This window comes from Bacteroides sp. HPS0048, assembly GCF_964240755.1.
GTDB classification, from domain to species: domain Bacteria; phylum Bacteroidota; class Bacteroidia; order Bacteroidales; family Bacteroidaceae; genus Bacteroides; species Bacteroides nordii.
In genome coordinates, this window is the sequence record NZ_CAXSVC010000007.1 from 106,785 (window position 1) to 129,215 (window position 22,431).

The window sequence follows — 22,431 nt, forward strand, 5'->3', positions numbered from 1 at the left end:
CAACACGAAAATCCGTCCTTTGCAGTCAGAAACAGAATACATTTATGGAGACAATCTATCTTTGCATCGTCATCTTCTTATTTGTGCTTGCAATATTCGACCTCATGGTCGGAGTGAGCAACGATGCCGTTAACTTTCTAAATTCCGCCATCGGAGCGAAAGCAGCTTCCTTTAAAACAGTATTATTCATAGCAGGCATCGGTATATTTATCGGTGCCGCTTTGTCTAATGGTATGATGGACATCGCACGACACGGCATTTATCAACCCGAGCATTTTTACTTCGCCGAAATCATGTGCATACTGCTTGCCGTGATGCTGACGGATGTCGTACTGCTCGATGTGTTTAACTCAATGGGGATGCCTACCTCTACCACCGTTTCGATGGTGTTCGAGCTATTGGGAGGTACCTTCGCACTGGCACTTATCAAAGTCCACAACAATGACATGCTGGGGCTGGGCGACCTGATCAATACGGATAAAGCATTGTCCGTCATTATGGCTATCTTCGTTTCAGTGGCCATCGCTTTCTTCTTCGGTATGCTGGTACAATGGTTGGCACGTATCATCTTTACTTTCAACTATAAAAAGAAGATGAAGTACAGCATTGCGCTGTTCGGTGGTATCGCCACTACAGCCATCATCTACTTCATGCTTATCAAAGGATTGAAAGACAGCTCATTTATGACATCAGAGGCCAAACAGTGGGTACAGGATAACACAGCAATGCTGATCGGATGTTTCTTTGTCTTCTTCACCCTATTGATGCAAATACTCCACTGGCTGAAAGTGAATATATTTAAGGTAGTGGTATTGTTAGGTACATTCGCATTAGCACTGGCATTTGCAGGCAATGACCTTGTCAATTTTATAGGTGTCCCCCTGGCCGGCTACTCTTCTTTTATTGACTATACAACCAATGGCATGGCAGCAGGTCCGAATGATTTTCTCATGTCCTCACTGTTAGGTCCCGCCAAAACTCCCTGGTACTTCCTGATAGGTGCAGGAGCGATCATGGTATATGCGCTTTGTACATCGAAGAAAGCCCATAACGTTATCAAGACTTCCGTAGACCTCTCCCGCCAGGACGAAGGAGAAGAAACTTTCGGTAGTACCCCAATTGCCCGTACGCTGGTACGCATCAGTATGACATTGGCAAATGGCGTCTCAGAAATAGTGCCGGAAGGTACAAAAAAGTGGATCAACACCCGTTTCCGTAAAGACGAAGCCATCATTGCCGACGGAGCTGCCTTCGATCTTGTCCGTGCATCGGTCAATCTGGTATTGGCAGGATTACTTATCGCATTAGGTACTTCTTTGAAACTTCCGTTGTCTACCACCTATGTCACTTTCATGGTAGCCATGGGTACCTCACTGGCCGACCGTGCCTGGGGACGCGACTCTGCCGTTTACCGCATCACCGGTGTTCTAAGCGTTATTGGCGGTTGGTTTCTTACCGCCGGAGCGGCTTTCACCATCTGCTTCTTCGTAGCCATGATTATCTACTTCGGAGGTACAATTGCTATCATCGCTCTTATCGCTCTGGCAGTACTCTCGCTTATTCGCAGCCAGGTAATCTATAAAAAGAAAAAAGAGAAGGAAAAAGGCAACGAAACACTGAAACAACTGATGCAAACCAGCAACAGTGACGAAGCCCTGCAATTGATGCGCCAGCACACCCGCGAAGAGTTAGGCAAAGTACTTGAATATGCTGAAACCAACTTTGAATTGACGGTCACCTCCTTCCTTCACGAAAACCTGCGAGGATTGCGCCGCTCAATGGGCTCCACCAAGTTTGAGAAGCAGCTTATCAAGCAAATGAAGCGAACGGGAACCGTAGCGATGTGCAAACTGGATAATAACACCGTACTCGAAAAAGGTCTTTACTATTATCAGGGAAATGATTTTGCCAGCGAACTGGTATACAGTATTGCCCGCCTGTGCGAACCCTGTCTGGAACATACAGACAATAACTTCAATCCGCTGGATGCCATTCAGAAGGGAGAATTCGGAGACGTAGCCGAAGATATCACTTATCTGATACAGCAGTGCCGCAAGAAACTTGAATCCAACGATTATAATGATTTTGAGGAAGAAGTACGTCGTGCCAATGACCTTAATGCCCAACTTTCACACTTGAAACGTCAGGAGTTACAACGCATCCAAAGCCAAACAGGCAGTGTCAGAGTAAGTATGATATACCTGACAATGGTGCAAGAAGCACAAAATGTGGTAACTTATACAATCAATCTGATGAAGGTAAGCCGTAAATTCCAAATGGAAACGGACGCCTGATAGAGCATTATCAAAAACACAGAAGGGGAACGATTGTTGAAATACAGAATTCTAAGACCTGCGCAAATATTTGTGCAGGTCTTAGAATTCTGCGTTTCAATAGTCATTAACCAACGCAACCAAGTGTCCCACTATTCTCAATCCGGATAATACTTCCCGGGAATTGCATTAGCCGGAACATACGGTTCCATCCAGAATGCAGAACGACGTTTGAACTTCAGTTCAGTAGATGGATACCAGTTTGCCCATGAAGCAGGATCACTGTTCACCACCGGAGCCATTACACTCTCTCCATTTCCATTTAAAGCGGTCACAGTATACTCGTATACAATAATTCCACTTCTATCGGCATCAGCATTATCCTGGCTACCAGGCAGGCTAAAGGCAGGAACAACTCCCTGAAGCTGTTCATCCGCAAAAGAAGTAGCTTTTCCCTCATAAACCTTCAGGAACTCTTTCTCACCCAGCTTCCTTCTGTAAACCCTGTAAACTTCAGTACCTAATACTTGCCCCCAGGAGAGATCAATCCGACCGGAATCAAGTTGAAGTTTCAAGCCTTCCGGGTAATGAGAAGGAGACTTACTTATATAAACCGGATATTCACAGGCAGAAGCAGCCTCTTTCTTTCCGTTGACAGAGACAGCACGTACATGATACTTACCATCTGCCAGTTTGGGCAACATATATATAGTTTTTGTGGTTGTGCCTGATACTTCCCAACTTTTACCTCCATCTTTCGAGAGTTCCATACGGACCTTTGACACCGATTGGGGCTTTGACAAATAAACCATGTTGCCGGCTTTTGCATAAACAACATCCTCAATCGTTGTGGGCACAGGAACAGGTTCTTTGGCTGTATATTCAATGGAATGTTCTCCGGCAGGTAGTTTCACTCCGGCTATATCCCCTTTGTACATCACTCCGTCGATATAGAGTTTTCCCCCTTTCACACCTGTCAAAGTCAACGTCACCTGACCGTCCGACTTCAATCTCCCCTTACAATCTCCACTTACAAAGCGTGTCAATGCGATGGCTGTTTCTGTCTCACCCGTAAGACGAATACCCAGACCGTCAGCAGCAATCTCAGAACCTTTGAACAGGGCCAGTTGCAGATCTCCGTTCTTCATCCGACGAACCATCCCTGCTTCTCCTTTGAAAGTCACAGAATCCGAATGCCAGGCAATGGGATCACTGTCCCTGAAAATAATATCCCGGCTCTTATCTGTAGCAATCTGCACTATCCCCTTCGGAGTCCTGCTTTTATCCGGAACGAATTCATAAACATCATTTCCTGCTAATAATGCCGGAACAGTGAGTTTACCATCCAAAACACGTACCGATTCTTTCTTGTGGGTAACCAGCGTCAGCAAAGAACCAACACCATCCCGGTAAAAGCCTTTTGACTTCGCAGTTCCTGCCGTTGTCCAATACTCCGGACGTACTTTATCCATAAATACAATCTTCGGAAATTCATCTTCTTTCCGGGTGAACCATGAGAAGCGGTTGAAAGCTCTCCAATTAGTTCCGGTCTGATCGTAAATCAGAAAATAATCGGTCCCTACCAGAAGAATACTGCGGGATACATATTCAGGCCATGCAAAAGAATCTTTCCCCTCTGCCGAACGTACTTCAGCCATCTGAGCTATCTCCAGATCATATAAAGGGGCAACCAGCTCATTCATTCCGATATTACAGAAAGTACCGTTTTTCATGACTCCGAAATTGGTTACGCCATCCGTATTATTCTGGGTATGATCTCCTACCGCCTCATTTTCATGGCCGGTATAAACCTTGTCTTGTGCATAGAAATAGATACCGCCTGCATTACCTTGCCCCTGATGTCCCCAGCGGTAATTGGGCCCCTTGTCTATCTGATTCAGATGGATGGAAAGTTCCTCATCCGAATCAACTCCGGCACGAAGTACAATCCCATGCCCGGTATATTTGCAACTTTTCAAATGCGGATTCGTACCTGTATCTTTCGTCTGATGCATATTCTTATGTACCTCTACCCATTTCGTATCATTCGCCTTCTCTTCCACATCTTCTCCTATCGCTCCCAACCACCGTAAATTTTCGGCTACCAGCGGATCATAATACTGTAACCAGTTTCCTAATTCATAAACAGGCGCATAACGCGGCACCAATCTGCCGCCACCGTGTGCACCATGAGGTGGGTAAGCTCGTCCCGGCGTTACCATATCAACCATCCAACGGGCCCTTTCCGCCATATGAGAATCTGCAAACCGATTTTTACCGTCAAACAGTTCCAAGGCTATATTCGAATGTACGGTAGGACGCAGATAAGCCCAATTGTACACTCCCAGACTTTCTACCCAACGTCCTCCCTTAGACTCATAGGAGCTGACTTCCGGACGGGTATAAAACAAACCATAAACTTCAATCGACTTCTCAAAGAAATCAGCCCACTCCTTTGCCATCGGATGTTCCGGGAAAAGAAAAGCCGTTTGTCCGGTCACCGCCCATCCATCGGCAGCCATGTTGGCAGTGCCTGCCAATGAAGTACGAATGGCATTCATCGGTTCAAGCATATTCACATAACCGGCCAATAAGAAAAGAGCCTCAACAGTCCTACGTTGTTCGTCGGACAAATCTTTGTAGTAAGTCAGATAATCCTGTACCCACTGTGAATAAACCGGGCGGTGAGAAATAGAATGAATGCCCGGAAAACTGTTCATCCCGGTCATATAATACGCCATCGGAGAAGTGACCATCTGCTTATAAAACCGATCGGCAGAAGTTTCTTTGGGTCTTTTGGCAAAAGGATTTTCGGGGCGTTTCGCTTCTCGTGGATATTCCAGTACCCAGTTCTTCACCTTATCCAGATTCAGTAACGCATATTGCCGGTGAAGCATCATCGTATACCGGAATACCATTTCGGCCGAATGGTCTTTTCCACCATTAGCCGCAATATCATCAATACTCTTATTGAAAGCCTCCACTTTGGGGTGTGTCTCACCAATCCGGGTAAATGCTATTGCTGTAGAGCGCGTACCATTTTGTACCGGATACTTAAAATAGAGTTTCTGATCCGCATATCTGAAATAGACAGACAGATCGGGAGTAGGCTGCCAAATACCGTATTGCCGGTCATTCCAGCGATTGTGGTCATAAACAAATACACCCAACTCACGTGCATCCTTCCCACTCTCCCAAAAAGTCATCACAGGAACCTGCTCCCGTGTAGAGTTTCCTCCGAAAGGCAACAAACGATATACCATTTCTTTGTCAACCTGTTCTATCCATCCTTCACCTGTCCAATGCGGATCTTCCTGGCAATAACTGGTATAAAGAGGTTGTTCAACAGGTACTCCGTCAGCAACGGTCACATCTTTCTGACGATCCCAGTTAGCATATTTATGAGTCGGATGGAAGCCGGTCCACTCCATATCTACAAAAACTCCGTCTTGTTTTTCTATTCCGCTCATCTCTTCATCGAAGATAACAAACGGATAGCCTTGTACCACCTTAACAGAGGTCCGATACTCGGCTCCTCCCTCCAAACGGTAAAGTACCAGACACTCGGCAAACAGCTCTCCATTCTCTTTTACGGAAGTCTCTACGGACACTATTTTCTTATGACCGGAGTACAACCTGTTACGACCGGAAGCTCCTTCTCCCTTTGAAACAGAAAGAATTGGAGCCGGAGCGATATTGTCATTCACGGTAGCAGTTACAGGAATGGCAACACTAAAATCCGTATTTCCAAGTATCCAACAGTCCGTTTTTCGTTCTATGTATACCGGATGATCAGACTTCATCTTCCGGCTGCCCAACCGCAAAACATACTTAAAACCTCCTCCGGCAGACATGGAGGCGAAAAAATGGATACGTGCAGAGCAAATACGATTGTTATCGTACTTCTTATCCGAAAGTTGAAAAGCAACCGGATTTCCGGTCCGGGTATCTATCAACTCCAAACGGTTCTCAACATTGCTATCCGGAGAAAAAGTAACCGGATAGCTGATCAGAGTCTCCGGCCAACTGTATATAGATAAGAAAAGCGGATTCTCTTTTTCAAAAGTAACAGCCGGATGGTCCGTAGAAATATGATATTGTTGTGCATGGGTATCAAATACCCAGCACAACAACACAATAAAACTAATAACAGTATATCTCATCAATTTTAAATTTTTTCAGCTATCAAAGCATAAGCACACCACAATGCCGGAGCTTGTCCGTGCAGATCGCCCGTCAATGGCTTGCGGTTACGATAATGCTCACTTGTATTTCCCAGCATAGTGCCCTCGCATACACCTTCCACATCTCCCATCTGGTTCACATAAGAAGTAAGTGCAATCCATGCCTTGCGGGCAGCAGGACCATACTCGTCTTTATCGAGCCATCCTTTTTTTACACCTACGATCATCGCATATGCAAACATACCCGTACCGGATGTTTCTTCCCACATAGATGCATCATCTACAACTTGTTTCCACATACCTTTTTGGTCCTGCATCTCTCTCAGGCGTACCATCATTTTGAGATAACCCTGCATGATAGCTTTCCTGTCCGGGTTATCTTCCGGAAGAATACGCAGTAACTCTGCCATGCCTACAGCCATCCATCCGTTGCCTCTCCCCCAACAGAAACGAGCTGTCGGAGCATGATAGAACAAACCTGAAGGTTGTTGTATGGAATCCAGGTAAAGCACCATTTCACGGGCGGCACGATCGATGTATTTCCGTTCGTTCGTTACCCTGTAAGCCTGTGCCTGTATAGCAGTAATCATAAACATATCATCCAGCCAGAAGCGTGTCTGCCAGGAGTATCCTTTATCTGCCCACTCCTTTTGCTGGGGCAGACAGACATCTGCATCTACAAAATCACCATACATACTGCTCTTGCATGTATCCTGATGATCGAGCGTCCAGTCTGCCGGCAACTCCCATTGCGAATCGGCATACATCATCCCCATTTTCTTATACCGTTCATCACCGGTTTGCAAATAGAATTCTAAAGGCAATGCTCCGAATACATTGTTATCAACATGGTTCGGTTTCGGTTGAAGAAATGCTTCTGTAGTAAACAAAGGCTCGAAGCGTTCGGTCAACCGTTGTGTTAATTCTGCATTGCCACATTCCTTAGCAAACCACAATCCTCCCAACCAGGTGCAAACGTCCGGATAAGTAATCTGAGTACGTGGTTCGTTTATACGTAAAGGACTGCCATACTGCGAATGCCCCTGAGCCAAGAAGCGGTAAGTTATTTTAGTACCAATCTCAACGGGATCAGCCCCCTCCGGGAAATTATCAAAATAACTCACTTCTTGCCTTGAGCATGATGCCAGCCCCAGGATTACCAATGCAAAGAAAACAATATTCTTCTTCATAACTAATACTATATAATCAAATCTTTAAAAACTTCAGCATACATACTTTTTTACCATTGTCAACACGAAGGAAATAAAGTCCTTCATACAAGCCCACAGCCGAAAGAGTAACTGTCTGCTCATATTCTTCCTGAATATTCCAATGCCTCAATACCTGTCCGGATAAGCTGACTATCGACACGCCTTCCGGTTTATCTTCCTGCGGAAAAGAAAGATGGAACTCATCCCTTACCGGGTTGGGAAAAAGACGATAACCTGCTTCTTCTCTGGCATTCTCAATTCCAACAGACGAATCATTCCAACTGATAGTCTTTTCCAACACACCATTTTTATAGACGAAAAGTTCATCTGCGTCATTCTTCTGCTGTACATAGGGACTATTGAAAAGGTATTCCTCAGAAAGGGTCAACGGTACTCCGTTTACCTTGTAATTATCCTGATAAGCTTCGGTAGGCGGAAAGAATTGCAACTGCAAAACATCGCCACTCAAAGAAGTATACTTCACTGCCGGCTTACTTGTAGTATAATCCTGTTTTTCTATCTTTGTCTTGGTAAGAACCGCATTCTTGAATAACTCCAGTTCCTCACTACGGGTAGCCGCTTTATATTCCGGCTCTATTTCTGAGGTTTCCAGTACCCAGGCTCCTTTTCGGCAAGAGGTATCTTCCAAAGTAAGAACATCGTGATTGCTGACTACAAAATCTGTATTCGTCCACGTATAAGGTTCCAATGTTTTAAAGGCGAAAAGCATCGTTCCGGTATGACAAAAGATCCAGCCATCTGCTTCGATACGTTCTTTAATACCTCTTTTGGTGAAAGGAACATAGATACGGTAACGCTTTCCCTGAATATAAGTAGTCGGTACATTATACACCCCAACCGCTGCTTTTTCATATTGCATCACCCTGTGATAAGGGTTCTCTCCGTATCCTTCAATATTAGCATTTGTATTGTCGGTAGGACGGGCAGGATTATCCTGACAAACAGAAAATACACTCTCTACAACATCACTTTGCCAAGCCAGATAAGTACGTTTGGTCTCTTTATAGGCATAGCAGGAAGTAGCTTTTGACAAATCATAAGGGATTTCTGTTTGAGTAGCCAAACCGTAATTGTTGCTTTGATATGTATATTTAAAACGTTTCCAGTTCAACACATCTTTGTTTGAACCATTCACTCCTATATCATTAATGTAACTGGTATATACATAAGGATATTCCTTCGAATCGTAAACCTGCAACAAAGCTGGGTCGGGAGCCACATTACGTTTATAAGCCAACCAGAAATTCATACTTGCCGTATTATTGGTTACGGTCAGTCCTGGAATAAAAAGGTACTTATTCTCCTGATTACCGAAGTACAACCAGGCAAGCGCCGTTATATTCGAATTGGAAGCACGGGCACCTGTATATAATTGGTCCCAACCCTTACAACGAGGTGGATTGGCCACATACAGTCCCTGATTCCAGGCCGAAAGCAAACTGGCAATCATTTGCTGGTAAACCGCATTAGCCTTTTGATTAATTTCCTCATCCTGACAGAACTCAGCCAACATACGTACATACATTATATTCGTAGAGAAATAAATAAATGCATCTGCTTCACTACAATTATTGTGGAAGAATTTATTCAGCCAATTCAAAATACGGGGACGATTATAATCTCTGATCTGCTTCGTTGTACGTCCGTACCGATCTGTAAAATCACTCCATTGCTCAGTAGCCATAAAGCCGACCGTATAACGTATCATATCCAAATTAAGAGTAATTCCTCTTGAATTATAATCACCTAACTGAAGAAACGTCCTTATTTTGGCTTTCAAAGACTCCGGCATATTGTCCTTTGTCAGCAAATAACCATGTAGTGTGGCATGAGCATAAAATTCAACGCCCGAACCCGTAGAGTTGTAATACAAATCAGGATCGGCTATATATTTGTCATACATAGCCTCCAGGTTGTTTATCGCCCGTGACTTATCGTAATTAAGATATAAACGTGCAAAATAATACGGACCCGTATATTTAGGATCACCTCCGGAAGGTGATGTACCCTTTGCCATATACTGAATCATAGCATCACACCGCTTCTCGTAGGTAGCCCCCGAAATCATAGACTGCGCTCTACTTTCAGCACTTATCATAAATAATAAGACACACAGCCAGATAGAAAGTTTTTTCATTGGTTCACTCATAAAATTACCGGAAAAAGTTCCGGACTACTTAAACTCAAGACCAAGTAGTCCGGATGTGTTTTTTTAATTAAAACAGGATTTTGCCTGATTGTGAAGTCTCACCTTCGGAGACAGACAGGAAATACACTCCACGCTCAATAAGAGAGATGGTCTCTCCATTACCAAGTTGTACGGATTTAACCAATGCGCCTGAAGTATTGTACACATTTACCTTAGCAAGTCCTTCAATACCATATACGGTAACTCCATTGCTGTTAGCAACCAATGTAAAGCGACTCTGCTCTTTCTGGTTAGTAGTAATGCCAGTAGCACCACTACCTAATTCGTAAGCACCCAAATCATACTTCTGACCTACCGGACGGGCATTACCGCAAATGTCGGTCGTCGCAATCGTGTAATCAGGAATGGTATTAACACCTTTATCTACCAAGTCTGATGCATTCAAAAGTCCCCAGTTTGCCTTGGCTATTGCTTCCAACGTTCCTTCCAGAAATTCGTAACCAATGCCCGCTTCTACTGTCGGACGAATGAAACGAGGAGCAAGTCCTTCTGTTACCTCTTCAGTAAAGTCATTGCTTTCAATCAACTGGTAAGAAGTTGGGGTTGTATTCAGATTCTTACCTTCCATCCAGATACCTGCACCCTGGATTCCGCAGTATGCAAATGTCTCTACATATCCGGCCTGATTCAGGTTGAGATTATTTGCATTCCCCTGTTCGTTTACATTGCCCCAAAATACAGAGTTGTAAGTAGTGGAATTTCCATTAGAGAAGACACCGCCACCAGCTTTAGCCCCCATATTTTTTACTACGGTTGTATTAATCAACTTTCCACCACCGGTATGGATATAAACACCACCACCGCGAAAAACAGAAGAGTTATTATATATCACACAGTTCTCTGCAACTGCACTGTTATTTAAAAAGATACCACCGCCAAATGCGTTTTTACCGGAAACTACCTGGTTATTCCGAATAACAGAGTTGCTGATAACACTTTTATTTCCTTGTATATTAATACCGCCACCATAAGAAGAACCATTGGAATCATCGTTCTGATTCGTACAATTCTCAATCAAACAGCTCTTAACCAAACCGGCACCATCCACAAATACACCGGCTCCGTTTACGGCGCTATTCTTACTGGCTTCCGCTTTAATATTACGAACGATGCAATTACTCAGAACAGCATTATTTTTCAGGTAAGCACCCGCCCCATGATCATTTACGTTTGTATTATCACAGATCGTTATGCCATCTACCACATCTCCTTCTGCATTCATAGTAAATATACGATAGCTGGGATCAGTATCGGTATTTCCCTGGAATTGTGTTTCGTATTCAAACTCCCAAGGCTCTACAATGCCATTTTCATCCTGATCTTTCAATATACGCTGTTCCAATGCGGTTTCATTTCCTTTAAAACCACCATATATCTGTACTCCTGCACGGTCTTCATTCAGATTGATGGAACCTGTCACCTGATAAATACCTTTCGCAACCCACACTCTATCTTTGGTAGCAATATTGCTCAATATACCATTAAATTTTCCATCGGTAATCTCTACAACCACATTGTTTTCATCCTGAGTAATATGACTCCAGGCTTCTGTATCGCTACTTAATTTCACATACACGTTCTTTGCATCTAACTGGTTGGAACAAGCCATTGCAATCATCAAAGATGCTAATAAATGTTTTTTCATAATAACTATTTTTTTAATAATACATTAATAACCTTCATTCTGCCACATGATATTCACATCGTTATAAGCTGCCATTTCGGAGAAAGGAATCGGTAACAGCAACTGATAATCCTGAACTGTATACTGTCCGGAACCTTCGTCACGATGCTTAAAGTGTTCATTCATTGTAGAAACGGCTATTCCCCAACGAATCAAATCACACCAACGCAGGCCTTCAAAAGCAAACTCGACTCTTCTCTCCTGGATAATTGCATTGCGGAAAGTATCTTTGTCATACAGTTCCACAGGAGTCAATGCATCCAGTCCGGCACGAGCCCGTACGGCATTCAGAATTTTAAAAGGTTCACTGTTGATATCAGCCACATAGCCCAACTCGTTAAGAGCCTCAGCATACATCATCTTTACATCTGTATACCGCAGGATAGGGAGATTGTTTGCCCAGTCATTTTTCTCTTTCGGTGTGTAAGTATCCCACTTGCAATATTTGTATACCAGCTTGGACTGTGTATCATAGGTTCCGTTAATCTTCACATTGGTAACTACGGACAGAGCTTTCCGTTTATCCACTTTCGGAGAGGTTTCGTAAGCATCCCATAAATTCTCCGACGCTCTCATATTACCGCTATATCCGGTGAAAGGAGCCACATAAGCAGTGTTAGGCAATGTCAGTTTTTCAGGAATAAAGCCTGTAATAAATGAGTTACCTTCACCAATCTGCCCTCCGATAAACTGAACTTCCCAAACACGTTCTTTTCCATTGTCTTTGGAGTCAATGAAGCAGTCTTCATATTTTTTCTCCATTTCATAACGTACAGATTCCTGATCTACTACCATTTTCAGGTAAGTCCGGGCATCTTCAAAATTATTCTGGAACATGTATAACCGGCCGAGCATTCCAGCAGCAGCATAGCGGGTAGCACGTCCGATATCATTCGTGCCCCATTCTTCGGGAAGCAATCTGATAGCCTCCTTATAATCGGATATGGCCTGTCCGAGAGTTACCTCCTGAGTAGAACGCGGAATTTTACGGATCTCCGCCAAAGGAGTTGTCTTTGTAATTAAAGGAACTCCTCCCCACTGCCAACCCAGACTCCAATAAGCATAGGCACGCAGCATATAGGCTTCTCCTTTAATGTAATCACGTCTTTCCTCATTTGTGAATTCGGCATTATCAATCTTATCCAGAATCAGATTACAGCGGTCAATTATAGACCAGTAAGTTTTCCAGGAAGTAGTCCAGATACTCTCGTTAGGTGAATCAACAAATCGGCCCACGTTATTTGCATTTCGCGAATCATCACTACGGTGATTGATATACATAAACCAACAAGAGTTCGTATTATACAGAAGTTGTTGTTTTCCGTAAACAGCCGAGATAGCCTGCTCAAAATCCGATTCTTTTTTATAGCCTTCTTCCACTGTATAATCGGACTGTGGAGTAATGTCCAGAAAAGCATTGCAAGCTCCCAACACAAACGACAACGATAACAATAATATGAATGTTATTTGCTTCATTTTTTCATTGTTTTTATAGAGTTAGAATACAAGATTTACACCAAGGGTATATTTTCGGCTCATAGGATATGTACTATAATCCACCCCGGCTCTTGTTGTAGAATTACCATAACTATTCGTTTCAGGAGATACACCCGGATAATTGTCAAAGGTTACCACATTATCCAATGAAACATATACTTTAGCTTTCTTCAGGAAAGACTTTTTCAATAAGTCATTGGGTAAAGTATATGACAAAGTGATATTCTTGATTCTCAAATAAGTAGTATCATAGATACGTAAGTCTGAATTATTCTCATAAGTAGAATTACGGTTATAAATGTTAGGGGTTGTACCATCCCATGACATATCTACACCCAGATAATAAGGAGTAGGATCTCCACGATCTCCGTAAACAGCCTGATAATCGGGCTTCCAGCAACGTACCCAATGAGAGAACTGGTTAACTCCTGGAGAACCATAATCCAAAGAACGTTGTCCAAGGAACATAACATCACCACCAATCTGTCCTTGAATCAAGACACTCAACTCAAAGTTCTTATAAGAGAAACGGTTTGTTATACCATAAATGACATCAGGGATATTATTTCCGTAAGGTACCAGATCGTCTTCTGTGATTACTCCGTCACCTACCAGTTTTCCGTCGACCATTTTAGTAGGTTGGTCCACCATCTTCACATTACCAATACGCTGACCTTTGTATACAGGTACAAGAGGTTTGTTTTCATCCGGAGTACCATCTGCTTTCTTTTCAAAATCATCTGCTGTCAAGATACCATTCGTGCGATAGCAATAGAACTGTGATACCGATCCGCCTACGCGGGTTATGAACTTACCATCCCACATTGAATCGGTGAAACTATCGATACCTCCCATGTCCAGCACTTTATTCTGGTTACCGGAAAGATTCAGAGAAGTAGACCATTTGAATGTACCTGTCAGATTGTGACTTGTTATGTCCAACTCCCATCCTTTATTCTGAATGGATCCCAGGTTGGTACGGATTCTGTCATAACCACTGGTCATTACAATAGGCAGATTAAACAACAGGTTATCGGTCTTGTTAATATAATAGTCAAAATTGAACTGCAAACGGTTATTGAAAGCAGAGAAATCCAATCCGAAATCAAGACTGGCTGTACTCTCCCACTTCAAGTCCTCATTCTTCAGATTTTTAGGAGCCATACCAGCCTGAAGTGTATTGCCATAAGCCGAGTTATCAGTAGTCAGCACTGACAGATAATCGTAATATCCAATACGGTCATTACCCGATTTTCCCCAGGATGCTCTAAGTTTTAATAAAGAAATCCATTTTACAGAGCTCAGGAATGACTCTTCATTGAGTTTCCATCCTGCCGAGAATGACGGGAACCATCCCCAACGATTGTTTGCACCGAAACGTGAAGAACCGTCATTACGTACGGTTGCATTAAGCAAATACTTTTCTTTATAATTATAACTTACACGACCAAAGAAAGAAGCCGTACGCACCTGGTATTTTTCCGTAGAAGCCCTTTTTGCCAAAGTAGCCACATTCAGTGTCGGAATGTTCTCCAACGGCCATCCGGTTGCTTCACCATCAATACGATACTTATCAGTTGCATCGGCACTCTGCCCCAACATAACATTCAGAGCATGTTTGTTACCATACAAAGCATCATAAGTCAAGGTGTTTTGAATAGACCAGCTATTATTGCTTTGAGAATTACTTTTTCCCAAAGTTACATTATTGTTATTGTAGGTAACATTGCCCGGAACATAGTACTCATATACCCTGCCGTCATAACTATAATTATACTGTGACTTGAACACAAGGCCTTTCATAAAAGTAATCTCAGCCCAGGCGGATGCTGCTGCCTTATTCTGCACTGTTTGATCCAGTGTTTCTTTCAAACGCTCCAAAGGGTTAGGATATACGGTAATACCTAAGTCCGGATATCCCCAGTCACGGGTAGCTTCATCCAGTTTTACAATCGGTGCCTGCATCAAAGCGTGCTGAATAACAGTCTCTTTGCCCTGTGCCTCTTTATTATCCTGCTTACTACGTGAAGCGGAAATATTAGCACCTACTTTTAAATAATCCGAGAGATTCAATGTTCCGTTCAGGCGGAAGTTAATACGGTTATAGTAGGTCTCTTTAATGATACCCTTCTGATCATAATAACCTCCTGAAAAATAGATCGTTCCCATCTTATGTTTACCCGATGCAGACAACTGATAGCTCTGTACAGGTGCAACCTGAGTAATTGCTTTTTGCCAATCTGTAGTCACCAAGTCCGGATCTAACCAGGAATCCGGAATCTTATTTGCATCGGCACGTGCGCTCATAGGGTCACTCATCGAACCTCCACTACGCAAATGGTCGTTGTTTCTCTTCCAGATATTGAAAGCCAGCCATTCTTTGGCATCCATCATACTTACATATTTCTCCGGATCTTGCAGACCATAGAAACCGTCAAATGTAACAGCCGGTTTGTCACTACCTTGCTTCGTTTCGATCAGGATAACCCCGTTTGCACCGCGAGCACCATAAATAGAAGTAGCCGAAGCATCTTTTAAAACCTGTATGGATGCCACATCAGCAGGATTGATATCACTCATGCTTTCATAGGGTACACCATCAATCACATACAGCGGATCACTGCTACCATTGATCGTATTCACACCACGAATACGTATTTGCAGTTCTTCGCCGGGAACACCGCTTGTATTTTGGGCACGAACACCTGCCAGATTACCAGCCAATGCTTCTCCCAGCGTAGCTACAGGGCGCTCCTTGACAGCTTCGTCTGTCATTTTAGACACCGATGAAGTAAGATTCTGCTTTTTTACACTACCGTAACCAATAACGATTACTTCGTCCAACGCTTTACTATCTTCACTCAAAACCACTTTGATATTGTTCTTGCCGGAAATCTTAATGGTTTTAGTTAAATAGCCGATGTAAGAAACAACCAGAGAACCATTTTCCGGGGCATTTACCGTGAAATGTCCGTCTAAATCCGTAATGGCTCCCATGGATGTTTCTTTCACCAAAACATTTGCACCTATAACAGGCTCACCAGATGGGTCAGTTACTATTCCGGTAACCTTCATTTGTGCAAAAGCTACATTACAGATTAATAACAGTGCAGTTACCCAAATGAATCTGGAATTTGTTAGCAAAATGTGTTTTTGCATACTTAAGTTTGATTTTTGTTTTGATTAAACTTATTCTTGTTTTAATAATATAATAGATGCTATAATACATCTGATAGATAGAAGATATCTTTGGAGATATTCAGAAAAGTGGTCAGGTTAACTCGTTACTTTTTCCATACGCATTATATTTTAAGATTTCTATTAATTTCTGTTGCAAATGTATCCGCACGACGCCAATAACAGTAGGAGAATCGTATCAATCCTCTGTAGAATTGTGTCATACCTGAAAATATTTTGTAATCTGGTAAATTAGTATCACCACTGGTAGTTTTGTATAAAGGAGGTAGTAAACCGCTTTATACAAAAAAGGAAACCGATCGTTCCATTTCGTTTCATATTCATGAGAGTTTTGTTTCATTAGGATGAAACACTTTGTTTCAACCTATTGAGAATTTTGTTTCAATGCGTTGAGAAAAGTTTCTCAATACGTTGAGAATTCTTTCTCAAAGCATTGAGAGTTTCTTCTCAAAGCATTGAAACACCCCTCCGCCCCAAGGCAGGAACAGTAAAAGTATGCTAATTCATATTCTTCTGATATTCCTTAGGAGTGATCTGGAATACAGACTTAAATACTCTGGAAAAATAAGACGGATCGGAAAATCCGGTCTGGTAAGCAATCTCTGATATAGTATATTGATTCTCACGAAGCATATCAGCAGCCATTTTCATTCGTATATTCACGATCAATTTATTAGGTGAAATCCCGGAAACAGCTTTTATCTTTCTGAAAAATTGTATTCGCCCATATCCCATTGCTTCATACAAATCGCTTACTTGCAATTCAGAATCAGAAGCTTTTTCTTTTATCAGTTCTATCAGCTTATCCATAAAAGGATCCACTGCAGCAATCTCCGGCATCGGAACTTCAATAGCCGACATTTTTTCGCCGAAGAGCCGGCGGAGTTGTTCCCTGTTCTTAATAATACTTTCTACTTTAGCTTTCAAAACAGTTATATTGAACGGTTTCAAAATATAGTCATCGGCCAGCACGCTATACCCCTCTTTTATATGTTCATCCAACACCTTTGCCGTGAGCATGACAAAAGGAATATGAGCAAGTTTAGGATTCGACTTTACTTGTTCACAAAATTCCAGTCCATTCATTTCTGGCATCATCACATCACTCAATATGATATCCGGGAATTTTTCGAGTGCCAGTTCTAATGCGGCACGTCCATTGGCAGCTTCAATCACTTTATAAGAAGCGGACAATTGTAATACGAGATATTTTCTCAGGTCTTCATCATCCTCCGCCACCAACACAACAGGCGCTTCGTCCGTTTCATTCGGATTCGTATCCTCCCACAAAGGTTCGCCGATTGGTTTCAGACTCTCTTTCTCTAATGCAAATGTCTTATCCACCGAATCTCCCTCGACATAAACCACGTCATCTTTTGTATACTGCTCTTTCCCCAATTGAAGTTCTATGAAAAAAGTGGTTCCTTGCCCGACAACACTTTCTGCCCAAATCTTACCATGATGCAGGCTTACTACATACTTTGCCAGATTAAGCCCGATGCCACTACCGAACATATTGGACATGCTCCCCTGTTTCACCTGGAAAAATGGATCGAATATCTTATCTATATTCTCCTGTGATATACCTTCACCATAATCCTGAACGGACAGAAGCAGTTTGTCACCTTCTGCGGAAGATACCACCTTTATAACACTGTCATCCTTTGAATGCTTTATGGCATTGGACAAAAGATTAAAAATCACTTTCTCCATTAAATCGGCATCAATCCACCAGTTACTTCCATAGTAATCATTCGTATACCGGATCATAATCCCCCGTTTCTGTAATAATTCCGAGAAACTGTCTATTCGCTCTGTCATAAAAGAGACCATATTCACATTAGACAGATTCAGCTGCATGGCTCCATGTTCTATCTTCCTGAAATCCATCAGTTGATTCACCAGCAAAAGCAGCCTGTTCGAATTCTTCAATATTTGTTTCACCGAATAAACAAACTTCCGGGGCAAGGCCTCATCATACAGTATATCTTCCGCAGGTCCTTTGATCAAAGTCAGCGGAGTGCGTAACTCATGAGAGAAGTTGGTGAACAACTCAATCTTCATCTTATAATCACGCTCAATATTCTCCTTTTTTATCTCTTCGATCTTCAACCGGTATTTAGCCGTCTTTTTCATATAATAATACCGCAGAATAAGATAGATCATGAATAAAACTAAAAGAGAATATAGCATTTTGGCCCATACGGATAACCATACAGGAGGATTAACAATCAAAGGCAGGCTCGTTATTGCGTCTCCCCATACTCCGTCACTACTACAAACTTTAACCTGAAACGTATAGATGCCGGCCGGCAGATTGGAATAGATCGCTTCATTTCTATTGACATAATTCCACTCCTTCTCAACCCCTTTCAAACGGTAGGCATACTTCACACCATCCGGGAAAAGATAATCCATAGCCGAAAATTTGATCTGCACGGAAGAGTTTCCATAATTAAGTTCAATCTCTTTAAAAGCCTCGGCGTTATCAAACAGAAGATGATTGGAGCCCGTAATAGAGTTCAGAGTCTCTACCTGAGAAATGCGGGGTTGTAAGGCAATGCCGGAAGTATTGTACAGCTCGCTCAAAAGTAACTCTACCACTCCCCCTCTACCACCCACAAAGATGTTTCCATTAGAGGCTTCCAAAAAAGAATGACCGGAAAGTTCATGAATAGGAAATCCGTTCTTATAAGTATAGTTCAAAACTTGTTGATCTTTGGTTATCCGGGAAATCCCCATTAAAGTGGCAACCCAAATCATACCGGTCTGTTTATCCTGAATAATATCATAGATGGTATTGTGTGCAATCTTATCCTGCCCGAAGAAATGAATCACCTCATTACTCTTCGAATCATACATATATAATCCGGAATCATACGTTCCAACCCATATATTCCGCTCGCTATCTTCATAAAGCACACTCACATTCTTGTTTTCAAGCTCTTTTCCTCCCCAGGGTTCACCTTTAAAATATTTAAGTTCATCATCCAGGTTACGCTGAAAGCGCCACACACCTCTGGTACGTGTTCCTACCAGCATATCTTTTCCGACAGGAAGAATGTCCTGAGTAAACATAAAACGGGTAGTACCATCGTAATTGGTTGATAAGTCTACAGAACTTTTTCGCAGAACAACATCAAATAACGATAACTCATCCTGCGCTATCCATAGCTTCCCATCCACATCTTTGGCAATAGACCGGATTTGGGAAGAAGCGGGTGAACCGATATCATAGCGTGATACCTTCCTGGTATCCAGATTCAGGACAAATGTTCCCTGATTCAGCAAATAGAATAATATTTGATTCGCCGACAACTGGTATACATAATAAATTTCAGAGTTTGTATCTATCTCCAATTGATTGTCAAGGTTTACACGATGCCACTGCCCGGTGATCAGATCAATCACAAAAATACCGGTATTACACCCCACCCATATCTGCTGTTTGTATTCAACCAATTTTCCTACTACGCGGAGAGGTTCTTTACGAATTTCCGAATGGAACAAGTAGGATTTAAATTTCGTATATTTGGAGTTGAAAAGCATGGCTCCTTCATTGAAGGTTCCGATCCATAAAGACTCCTGCCGGTCCTTAAACAAACACATTTGCCGGTTCACTTTAGCCAATTCGGTAGGAAAAACACCAGAGACCGGATGAACTTTCAAAGAATTACTCACGTCCAACGCATACAATCCGTTGTCAGTGGCCAACAGCAAAGTAGAATCATTATACTCTAACAAATCATGTATCTGGGCTTGCTTAAACCCTATTTTCAAATCACTGGTATCTACTCTTTTTAAGGTATAACCGTCAGAATCAGCAATGAAAATATTTCCCAGATCGGCAGCACACCATATCCTTTGCTTTGTATCACGCATTATTTTGGAAGAGACAGGACGCTCTTCTTTATCTTTGAAAGGAGTGATAACGTTGGTTTTTATATTAAACTCCATTAATCCCTGTTGTACAATATCGATCAGCAAAGTATGTTCACCCGAAGCCGCCATCGCGTTGATATACTTCCCCCGGAAGGCTTCCACACAGGAACTTGTATTGCCTCTAAGAAAATAAAGCCCCGATTTGGTTGCTACCCAGACTGTTGAATCATTCTCCATCCAGATGTTTATAACAACTCCCCGTGGCAGTTCCCCCTGATAAGCCTGTGACAGATCTTTAAATTTACCTGTATACGGATTGAACAGCATTACTCCGTTAAAAGTCCCGATCCACATGTTACCGACCTTGTCCGGGGTTATATTGATCACATCATTGGACTGGCCTACAAACTCTTCATTATGATTATAATAAGTTTTGGACTCATATCCGTCAAACCTGTTAAGTCCATTCTTAGTTCCCATCCAGATAAACCCGAGGGAGTCCTGATAAATAGCTTTCACTGAGTTATTGGAAAGTCCATCCATCACAGTCAATGTCCTAAAAGAATAGTCATTACCCAAAGCACTTATCGACAAAAAGCTCCACCACAAGCAAAAACAAATGAGCCAGAACTTCCCGTTAATGACAATGTTTTTCATATTTCTTTCACACAATTGGTATAAACGTACGCAAATATAGGAATTAAATTAAATATCATGCGAACGCTACAAAGATAAACCTTAATAGATAAGAAACATGTGAAAATTATATCAAGTACTTGTACTTTCGTATAATAAACCTGTTTTTTTAAGCCGATAAAAGAGGGTAAAATACAAATTTACCAGAATATGGATCAGATTTCATACCTTATTAAACAGAATATTACCACTTTTGTAACCAACATTAAATAAGTTCTGAAAACATGAAAACAAGTATGAAATTCTTATTCATTTTGGGAGTAGCTGCTGTGGTCTGCGAAAGCTGTGCGGAAAGAAATGCAGATATAATCACACTAACCAATCCAACAGATACTTCCCGGCAAGACGAAGCCTGTGTAATCAAGCGCAAAGACCTGTGTGCGGAAAATCAGAAATTGGTTCCCGTACTAAAGGATAAAGGAGGACAGTATATTCCTTCCCAGTTAGACGACCTGGACGGAGACGGACTATGGGATGAACTGGCATTCGTATACAACATAAACGAAAAAGAGAAACTGACTTTACAATTAGAATGGATAGATAAAGCGAGCTACCCGGATTTCCCTGTACGCACCAATGTGCATTATGGTAAAATGAAACGCCCAGGATTGATAGAAGAGCTGACAACCGATATGCATGGAAAAGAAAACCTGGCACGAGGTGGAGACGATAACAACCCTTATCCCTACCAGACAGACGGCCCATCATGGGAAAATGACAAAATGGGATTCCGCCATTACTTTGACGGGCGAAACTGTAGAGATGTGTTTGGAAAAAGAATACCCGATCTTGTGCTCGATACAGTAGGTATCCGTCCTGACGGAACTCCGGGTGATACCTATCACGTTCTCCGCCCCTGGGGGAGAGACATTATGAGCGCTGCCAACTCTTTCGGACTGGGAGGTATAGCTGTTCAATTGCCCGATACCCTTTTACGTATGGGAGTTACTATAGAAGAAACTGTAGATAATGTGGACTCAACACGTTACTCACTTGTTTGTAAAGGCCCTGTGCGCTCTATCTTTAAATTAGACTTTTATGGATGGCAAGTGGGGAATACCAAAGTCGACGTACATGAAACAATGACTATTTGGGCAGGAAAGTATGGATATGAAAATGAGATAACAACTTCTCCTCTACCCGATAACGCAGTATTGGTAACAGGAATTGTAGGAAACTTCAACGATATGCCTCAAAGACTGGAGACTTATGATCGGAAAGTTGTTTCTATGAGTACGCATGACCGGCAAACTTACAATAAGGAGTGGTATATGGGGATGAGTCTCATTATGCCAGTGAGCAACTATTCCGATGTCTTTAATGCGCCCGACAAGGGTTCGGATATCCTGAAAACGTGGTGTGTAAAAATGAAACCCAATGAAGAAGGAAAATACCTGTTCAATGCCTATGCCGCCTGGGAACTGGCAGACGAACAATTTACGAACAGGGATTATTATATGAATATGATTGATAGCTATGCCCGGAATATGGTAAATCCGGTTGTAGTGGAAATATCCAAATAAGTTTATTGTAATCAGATTGTTTCAGGGAGGTATTAGCGAGAGGGTAACAAAAG

9 protein-coding genes are annotated in these 22,431 nt (G+C 42.3%); 2 read left to right on the forward strand and 7 right to left on the reverse strand.

Annotated features, from left to right (window positions below; genetic code table 11):
- Positions 1-44: 44 nt before the first annotated feature.
- Positions 45-2,294: an inorganic phosphate transporter gene (locus ACESQI_RS07950; RefSeq protein WP_234130281.1), complete on the forward strand. Its 2,250-nt coding sequence runs from the start codon at positions 45-47 to the stop codon at positions 2,292-2,294.
- 137 nt (positions 2,295-2,431) lie between these two features.
- On the opposite strand, the gene ACESQI_RS07955 is transcribed toward ACESQI_RS07950, so the two are convergent.
- The 7 genes from ACESQI_RS07955 to ACESQI_RS07985 all read right to left on the reverse strand — a co-directional run bounded on the left by ACESQI_RS07955 (position 2,432) and on the right by ACESQI_RS07985 (position 20,816).
- Positions 2,432-6,436: a hypothetical protein gene (locus ACESQI_RS07955; protein WP_373125708.1), complete on the reverse strand. Its 4,005-nt coding sequence runs from the start codon at positions 6,434-6,436 to the stop codon at positions 2,432-2,434.
- Positions 6,437-6,441: 5 nt separating this feature from the next.
- Entirely contained in the window at positions 6,442-7,647 is a 1,206-nt protein-coding gene (locus tag ACESQI_RS07960; protein ID WP_007487004.1) for a glycoside hydrolase family 105 protein, read from the reverse strand.
- A 16-nt stretch (positions 7,648-7,663) separates the two neighbouring features.
- Positions 7,664-9,826 (reverse strand): T9SS type A sorting domain-containing protein, encoded by a 2,163-nt coding sequence (locus tag ACESQI_RS07965; protein ID WP_320935287.1) that lies wholly within the window; start codon positions 9,824-9,826, stop codon positions 7,664-7,666.
- Positions 9,827-9,905: 79 nt separating this feature from the next.
- A complete protein-coding gene (locus tag ACESQI_RS07970; RefSeq protein WP_007487001.1) occupies positions 9,906-11,543 on the reverse strand; it encodes a T9SS type A sorting domain-containing protein in 1,638 nt (545 codons plus the stop codon).
- A gap of 24 nt (positions 11,544-11,567) precedes the next feature.
- Positions 11,568-13,058, reverse strand: a complete 1,491-nt coding sequence (locus ACESQI_RS07975; protein WP_007486998.1) for a RagB/SusD family nutrient uptake outer membrane protein — start codon at positions 13,056-13,058, stop codon at positions 11,568-11,570.
- 21 nt (positions 13,059-13,079) lie between these two features.
- Positions 13,080-16,238 (reverse strand): SusC/RagA family TonB-linked outer membrane protein, encoded by a 3,159-nt coding sequence (locus tag ACESQI_RS07980; protein WP_373125710.1) that lies wholly within the window; start codon positions 16,236-16,238, stop codon positions 13,080-13,082.
- A 537-nt stretch (positions 16,239-16,775) separates the two neighbouring features.
- The gene (locus tag ACESQI_RS07985) at positions 16,776-20,816 is read right to left on the reverse strand and encodes a hybrid sensor histidine kinase/response regulator transcription factor (protein WP_234130278.1); all 4,041 of its coding nucleotides are present in this window, start codon (positions 20,814-20,816) and stop codon (positions 16,776-16,778) included.
- Positions 20,817-21,091: 275 nt separating this feature from the next.
- Between ACESQI_RS07985 and ACESQI_RS07990 the strand changes: the two genes are divergently transcribed.
- A complete protein-coding gene (locus ACESQI_RS07990) occupies positions 21,092-22,378 on the forward strand; it encodes a DUF4861 domain-containing protein (RefSeq protein WP_373125713.1) in 1,287 nt (428 codons plus the stop codon).
- Positions 22,379-22,431: the final 53 nt, after the last annotated feature.

Bases quoted from the DNA above. Each gene is read 5' to 3' on its own strand.
- ACESQI_RS07990 (WP_373125713.1), top strand. From the start codon at position 21,092: ATGAAATTCTTATTCATTTTGGGAGTAGCTGCTGTGGTCTGCGAAAGC.
- ACESQI_RS07950 (WP_234130281.1), top strand. From the start codon at position 45: ATGGAGACAATCTATCTTTGCATCGTCATCTTCTTATTTGTGCTTGCA.
- ACESQI_RS07980 (WP_373125710.1), bottom strand. From the start codon at position 16,238: ATGCAAAAACACATTTTGCTAACAAATTCCAGATTCATTTGGGTAACT.
- ACESQI_RS07965 (WP_320935287.1), bottom strand. From the start codon at position 9,826: ATGAAAAAACTTTCTATCTGGCTGTGTGTCTTATTATTTATGATAAGT.
- ACESQI_RS07960 (WP_007487004.1), bottom strand. From the start codon at position 7,647: ATGAAGAAGAATATTGTTTTCTTTGCATTGGTAATCCTGGGGCTGGCA.
- ACESQI_RS07985 (WP_234130278.1), bottom strand. From the start codon at position 20,816: ATGAAAAACATTGTCATTAACGGGAAGTTCTGGCTCATTTGTTTTTGC.
- ACESQI_RS07975 (WP_007486998.1), bottom strand. From the start codon at position 13,058: ATGAAGCAAATAACATTCATATTATTGTTATCGTTGTCGTTTGTGTTG.
- ACESQI_RS07970 (WP_007487001.1), bottom strand. From the start codon at position 11,543: ATGAAAAAACATTTATTAGCATCTTTGATGATTGCAATGGCTTGTTCC.
- ACESQI_RS07955 (WP_373125708.1), bottom strand. From the start codon at position 6,436: ATGAGATATACTGTTATTAGTTTTATTGTGTTGTTGTGCTGGGTATTT.